Raw genomic sequence first — 7,040 nt, 5'->3', positions numbered from 1 at the left:
CGCCCGCCGCATTTACTAAACCCGTTACGCTATGTTTGTTTAAAATATCTTTAATGAGCTTCGCTGTTGTTTCTTGGTCAGTAATATCTTGCTGAAAGCCGTGCCAACGCGATATTTCACTGCTTTCTATCTTTTGTGTGATTTCCCATTGTTCAGGATTTTCCTGTCGGTCGATGCCGATCACTTGATATCCTTGCTGCAATAATTTTTTTGTAATAGCAGCTCCAATACCTCTTGCAGCACCTGTGACTACGATGGTAGAGCTCATGTTTTACTCCAGTTTGACTCGAATAGTAAATTCCGCCACATAATTGCAAATAATTATCATTATTATCAAGTGCGATAAATATCAAACATAAGATTACAATCTAAATCAAGTTATTTATTAACCAAGAATTAGACTTATTTTATTGATTTTTAATAATTTTAATAAAACCTGTCTTTTTTTATTGATTATAATGATAATTGTTTTCATTTACTAATGAGAATCATTTTGTTAATTTGACCGCGCTTTCTTGTCGAGATGGACTCAAAATGAAGCCATTTTCTCATCCCTTACATCCCCTATTTCAACAACTCAATGTTGGGAGTGAGGTCTGGTGGAATACCGTTAAAAAAATAGGTAGTCCGCTAGTTAACCTACAAAAAAATAAAGCGCTCTGTACCTTTGTTTGGCGTGGTCCTGAGCCTAAAGAAAGTATCTTTGTCTATATTGATATTTATTCACAGAGCCCTTCTATCTATCAAAAGTGGAATCGTTTTAGCCATATAGCTGGAACAAATGTGTACTTCTTTGAAATAGAGCTGCCCTTAGCTTGGACTGGTAGTTATGTTGTAGTGACCGCTAGTGAAGAAGCGCCAGAAACAGATTGTGCGGCAACACGACGCTCATGGTGGCAAAAGGAGCTTAAACAAAATGCTCAAATTGACTCATTCAATCAACATCAGTTTTATACGGGACATCTGGCCCGATACATCAATCAAATTCAACTCGAAAACACAAAAGCTTTCATAGACGATTGCCCAATTACAAAGACATTTCAATGGTCAAGTCGCTTATGCCAACAAGACTATTTGGTAGACATTTTTATTAGTCATCAATCGGCTCAAGAAGACCTGCCACTCGTCATATTGCTTGATGGTCAAATCTGGAGTCGAGAGCTTTCGATTCTGCCCGAAATTCAACATTTGACTGATTCAAATAAGATTCGTCCAGCAGTTTATGTTTTTGTTCATAGTTTAAATAGTCAACAACGCCAACAAGATTATGGTTGCCATGATGCATTTAGTCAGGCGTTGGTTGATGAACTCATTGAAATACTCTTAAAAGAATATTCTTTTATTTCTAAAACAGACATTACGTTATGTGGTCAAAGTTTAGGTGGTTTATGTGCTTTACATAGTACTTTGTTGTTCCCGACCATTTTTACTTCCCTGATTTTGCAGTCTGGATCTTATTGGTGGTCAAATTTTTCAAACAGTATTTTAGGGCAAAAACATAAAGGTAATCTTTTAGAACTGCTTCAAAACGTATCTCATCAATTATCAAAAACAACTCAAATCTATATCAGTGCCGGCACGTATGAAACCGATATGCGGGACGATGCCCTTCAGCTTTATCAACAATTGCAATCATTCAATCAAGTGAGTTTTCACACTTTTCAGGGCGGACATGATGCCGTGAACTGGCGTACTGACTTGCTTAAGGCATTGCAAAAAACTCTTTCACTATAACCATTTGTTTCATCAAGGATAACAATATCATGAGCAACTTACAGGAAAACTATATTAATCCTTTCGATAATGAAAGTTTGTCTTTTCAGGTTTTAAAAAATCAACAAGGTGAGTTCAGTTTATGGCCTGCTCAACATCAGGTGCCATCGGGGTGGGATATTCAGCATGGACCTGATACACGGGCTTCGTGTATCGCATATGTAGAAAAGCATTGGCTTGCAATTAACCCCTTTCAACAAGCGTAAAGGAGATTGTAATGAATCAGGCATTAAATAATGAATTTACTCCGGACCTTTCTCAACCAGCTCGTTTTGAATTGGCATCTACTCAGCTCGGCATTTTCCTTGCCGATCATTTAAGTTCAATTGAAGATTTATATACCATTGCGCATTGTTTGGAACTACCAAAAACTGTCGATATCCCAACGTTTAAAAAAGCAATTCAGATCGGCTTAAATGAAGCTGACACGGTCATTGCTTCGTATTCATCTGACCCGTCAGATCCCTTTATAGAGCTTAATAACCAAGTTCAGTTTCAAATTGAAGAATTTGATTTTTGTCATTTAACGCCTAAAAAAGCTCAGCAACGTTTATGGGACTGGATGCCATCAGATCGTCAATGTGCTAAATCACTTAAAGCGGGTGAATCTCAACTGTTTCGTCAGGTGTTATTTACGACGCATGACAAAGTGTATTGGTACCAACGTTATCACCACATCATGCTTGATGGTTTTAGCATGATTAACCTAACCAAACGTATTGTTGAACTCTATCAACAATTACAAGAAGAAAAAGACCTTTCGATTTCTCCGTTCATTGGCGTCAATGACGTTATTTCTGAGCGTCAGGCTTATGAAAATAGCCATCAATTTAAAATAGACCAAGCTTTCTGGAAGGCATATTGTGAAGATTTACCTAGTCCAGTTAGTTTAAGTACTCATCATTTAGCGGCAAAAACCACAGCGACATTTATTAAGCATCAACTCCGTTTTTCGACAGGAATTTTAGAGCAAATTCAGGCTTTGGCTGCGCAATCTAAATTATCTTTGAATGACATGATGATGTCATTGTCATTACATTATATTTACAAAATGACCGATAAAGCCGATTTGGTTAACGGTATTCCATTCATGCGCCGTTTAGGTTCAAAAGCGATTCGCTCAACCTTACCGACGGTAAATGTCTTGCCTGTGAAGTTTAAAGTTGCTGAAAAAGACAGTTGGGTAAGCTTGGCTCAACATGTACAAGAGAAATTACGACAAATTCGTCCACATCAAAAATATGATGCTGAACAAATTTTAAGAGATTTAAATAGTATCGATATTCATGAACGAATGTACGGTCCTATTTTAAACTATAAAGCTTTTGATCAAGACTTGATGTTAGATGGTGAAAAGGTCAAAACACACCATATTTCTACAGGACCAATTGATGATTTTGAGTTTTCTTTTATTGTTCAAGATCATGAGCTGATTATCGAACTACGTGCAGATTCGCAACGTTATACACAAGATGAGCTATTTAACCACGGTCAACGCCTAACGTTATTGCTCGAACAAGCCTTGATTCGTCCAGAACAGGCATGTAGCAATTTTAATATTACGACACCACAAGAGCTTGCTGCCCTAACTCAAAGTGGTATTGGTCCACGTGTTAGCCATCCTGAACAATATAATAATGTTTTAGATATTTTTTATGAGCAAATTAAAAAGTATCCCGAACGTACCGCCATCGTGAGTGGTGAACGTCCAAACCTTCAGCATCTTAGTTTTGCTGAGCTTGCGGTACAAGTGAATCAACTGACTCGTTTTTTACAAGAAAATGGAGCCAAAAAGCAAACTGTGATTGCTGGAGCTATTCCTCGTTCAATTGACTCAGTTGTGGTGATGTTATCTGTACTCAATTCTGGTGCGAGTTTCTTACCTCTCGATTTAGATTATCCAATCGATCGTATGCAGATGATGTGTGAAGATGCCAATCCATTATTTGTATTAACCACACAAGCACTTGCACAGCAATTACCACAAAATATTCAGCAGTTATACCTTGATCATGAAGATGTTCAAACGCAAATTCGAAAGCAAGATGCGAGTGATATTCCTGCCGAAAATCGTAAATTTGATTTCCAAGATGTTGCTTATGTGATTTTCACCTCAGGTAGTACTGGCCGTCCTAAAGGAGTAATGAACACACATGGTTCTTTACTCAACCTCATTTTGTCACATAAACCAACCATTTACTGGCCTGTATTAGAAGCTGTAAATGAGCGTTTCCCTGAGCGTCCCTTACGTGCAGCGCATACACACTCTTTCTCATTTGACTCATCTTGGCTACAAGTTTTCTGGATGTTATGGGGCCAAGAGCTACATATTTTTGATGAAAACATGCGTCGAGATGCATTTGGTTTAGTGCAAGAAATTCAGCAACGACAAATCGATACACTTGATTTGCCTCCATCTTTTTGTGCGCAAATGATGACAAACGGCTTATTTGCTGAAAATCAGCATCATCCAAGTCTTATTTTGATTGGTGGTGAAGCTGCACCGTTAGCTTTATGGCAACAGCTCAATGCTCAGCCAGCACTTTTTGCACATAACTTATATGGCCCAACCGAATATACGGTTGATACTTTCCGAGCAGAATTAAAACAGACAGCTCGCCCTGTCATTGGTAACCCTATTGGTAATACACAGGCTTATGTACTAGATCACCACTTGCAACGATGCCCGACTGGGGTTATTGGTGAGCTTTATATTTCTGGCTTTGGGATTGCCAATGGTTATTTAGGTCGCGCTGACTTAAGTGCTGCCCGCTTTGTAGCGAATCCATTTGAACATGGACAGCGCATGTACCGTACAGGTGATTTAGTCCGCTGGAATAGCGCGGGTAAACTTGAATTTATGGGGCGCTGTGATGACCAGATTAAAATTCGTGGTTATCGAGTTGAGATTGGTGAAGTTGAAAATGCACTTTCGATTTTAGCCAATGTTGAAAGCGCAGTCGTGATTGCAGAACCGATTAATAACAGTCATCGTTTACTCGGTTATTGTGTGGTCAAAGACATTGAACTTGATGAAAAAACCAGTGAGCAATTAAGTCAGCAATATTTAAGTCAGTTACGTCAAAACCTGCCTGAATATATGGTGCCATCTGCCCTGACTGTTATGTCCGAATTTCCACGAAATGTAAGTGGCAAAGTCGATAAAAAGGCACTGCCAAAGCCTCAAATTCGTACCCATAGCCGAATGGCCGAAACGTCTGAACAACAACTTTTATGTCAAATTACTGCATCTGTTCTTAAGCTTGACGCAATTGGAATTGATGACGACTTCTTTATGACAGGTGGCGATAGTATTTCGGCCATTATGCTTTGTACTCAATTACGCCAACGTGGTTACGGCTTAAGACCAAGTGATGTATTCCAATTTAAAACAGTCGCCGCTATGGCACCGCAACTCACCCGTTTAGATGAACAACAAGCGGCCGTTTCAAAACCGTTATTTTCAGCAGACCTAGAGCAAAAAGTTCAAGAAAAATATGGCAAAAACAGCACGATTTTACCTTTGCTTCCTTTGCAAAAAGGCTTGCTGTTCTTATCTCAAGTAGAAAATCAATCGAACTATAATGCCTTTACTCGTCTTAGTTTAAATGGCGACATTGATCCGGTACGTTTGCAGCAAGCGTTAATTACCGTATTAAAACGTCACCCTCAATTAGGCGGACATTTTGATAGTGAATTAGCTGAAGAACCTGTTTTTATCTATTCATTACATCCTACTCAAGCTTGGCCAGTTCAGTTTTGCTCAGTCACTCCCGATCTGCTTGAGCAAACCATTCAAGAAGCATTGCAGCAACCGATTCATCTCGACCAATCCTATGGCTTAATTCGGGCAACCTTAATTCAACATGCTCCTGAACAGTCAGAACTATTGATTATGGTGCATCATCTGTTAACAGATGGTTGGTCAACTCCGCTGTTTTTACAAGACTTTATTAAAGCCTATCAGCAAACTAATCAACAATTGCCTGTGCTTGAATATAGTTATGAAACAGTGATTAAAGCTTTATCTGGACGTGACCATGAAACATCAAAAGTAATTTGGCAACGTGATTTAGCAGATTTACAGCCACTTATTTTATTTAATCAAGCACAGCAAGCTGTACAGGAAACTTCATATCGTTTAAGTGCTGAGTTGGGTGCGAAACTTCAACACAAATTACGTCAGCAAGGCATCACGCTTAATGTATTCATGCAAATGATTTGGGCAATGACTTTAAATATTTATGCTCATCGTGAAGATATTGTGTTTGGTACACCTGTTTCTGGGCGTTCAGCACCTATCAATGGTTTAGAGCAGCAGATCGGATTGTTTTTAAATACGATTCCAGTACGTGTAAAGCTCAACATGCAGCAAACACTTTGGGAACAATTGACTCAGTTACAACAATTACATGTTGAACATTTAGAACATGATGGTTTGGGTCTGGGTGCAATTCAGCAATTAGTGGGACAAGGCAATCTTTTCGATAGTTTGTTAGTCGTAGAAAACTACCCTGATAACCAGTATTTACAGCAAAAACTTGGTGATGCCGCTATTTCCAAACTCACAAATCGCGGTTATAGCCATTACCCGCTTGCTTTGTTAGTTATCCCTGATCATCAAATTGAGCTATTACTTGAGCAGCGTGGTGTAATTAATCAGCCTGAACATTTCTTAGAGCGAATGGTTCAATTGATTGAAATTGCATTAAATGAACCAGAGACGTCTCTAAGTCATTATCGCTTGCAGCTGGCTGAAGAGCACGATTTAATCCAGAAAACGAATCAAACCCAATACTATGTTCGCCAGAGCACGTTACAGCAATTACTCAGAGAACAAGCTCGAATTACGCCTGAACAAACGGCGTTATCTGATGAAAATCATCAGCTCAGTTTCAGTGAAGTGCGTTTGCAAGTTTGTGCGTTAGCCCAGCAATTACAAAGTGCAGGTGTACAGGCTGGAGATATTGTTGCGGTTGCCCTACCAAGATCAGTCAAACTGAGTATCGCTATTTTAGCGGTGATTGAAGCAGGTGCAGCTTATTTACCTATTGATTTACAACATCCGTCTGAACGCATCAAATTTATGTTGCAGGATGCCAAATCTAAACTTGTGATTGGTGAACAAAAAGATCTAGCTGCTATTGCCCCTCAATCAATAGCCACCTTTGCTTTTAATGAATTGTTTGATGAAACAAAGGTTGATTTAAGTAGCTATAAAACAACAGTGATTACCCCACAGCATCCGGCATATTTAATCTATACAT

At 38.9% G+C, this 7,040-nt stretch carries 4 protein-coding genes; 3 read left to right on the top strand and 1 reads right to left on the bottom strand.

Features of this window, described 5'->3' with window-relative positions:
* A partial coding sequence (locus UC75_RS03005) for an SDR family NAD(P)-dependent oxidoreductase (protein WP_164837864.1) occupies positions 1 to 268 on the bottom strand: 268 nt, incomplete at its 3' end.
* 266 nt (positions 269 to 534) lie between these two features.
* Between UC75_RS03005 and fes the strand changes: the two genes are divergently transcribed.
* The 3 genes from fes to UC75_RS02990 all read left to right on the top strand — a co-directional run.
* Positions 535 to 1,734: an enterochelin esterase gene (fes, locus tag UC75_RS03000; RefSeq protein WP_049836633.1), complete on the top strand. Its 1,200-nt coding sequence runs from the start codon at positions 535 to 537 to the stop codon at positions 1,732 to 1,734.
* Positions 1,735 to 1,763: 29 nt separating this feature from the next.
* The gene (locus UC75_RS02995) at positions 1,764 to 1,979 is read left to right on the top strand and encodes an MbtH family protein (protein WP_005305165.1); all 216 of its coding nucleotides are present in this window, start codon (positions 1,764 to 1,766) and stop codon (positions 1,977 to 1,979) included.
* An 11-nt stretch (positions 1,980 to 1,990) separates the two neighbouring features.
* A partial coding sequence (locus tag UC75_RS02990; RefSeq protein ID WP_228137045.1) for a non-ribosomal peptide synthetase occupies positions 1,991 to 7,040 on the top strand: 5,050 nt, incomplete at its 3' end.

The organism is Acinetobacter sp. V2 (genome assembly GCF_001188385.1).
In the GTDB taxonomy this organism is placed as follows: domain Bacteria; phylum Pseudomonadota; class Gammaproteobacteria; order Pseudomonadales; family Moraxellaceae; genus Acinetobacter; species Acinetobacter oleivorans.
This window is presented reverse-complemented; position numbering and strand designations above follow the sequence as displayed.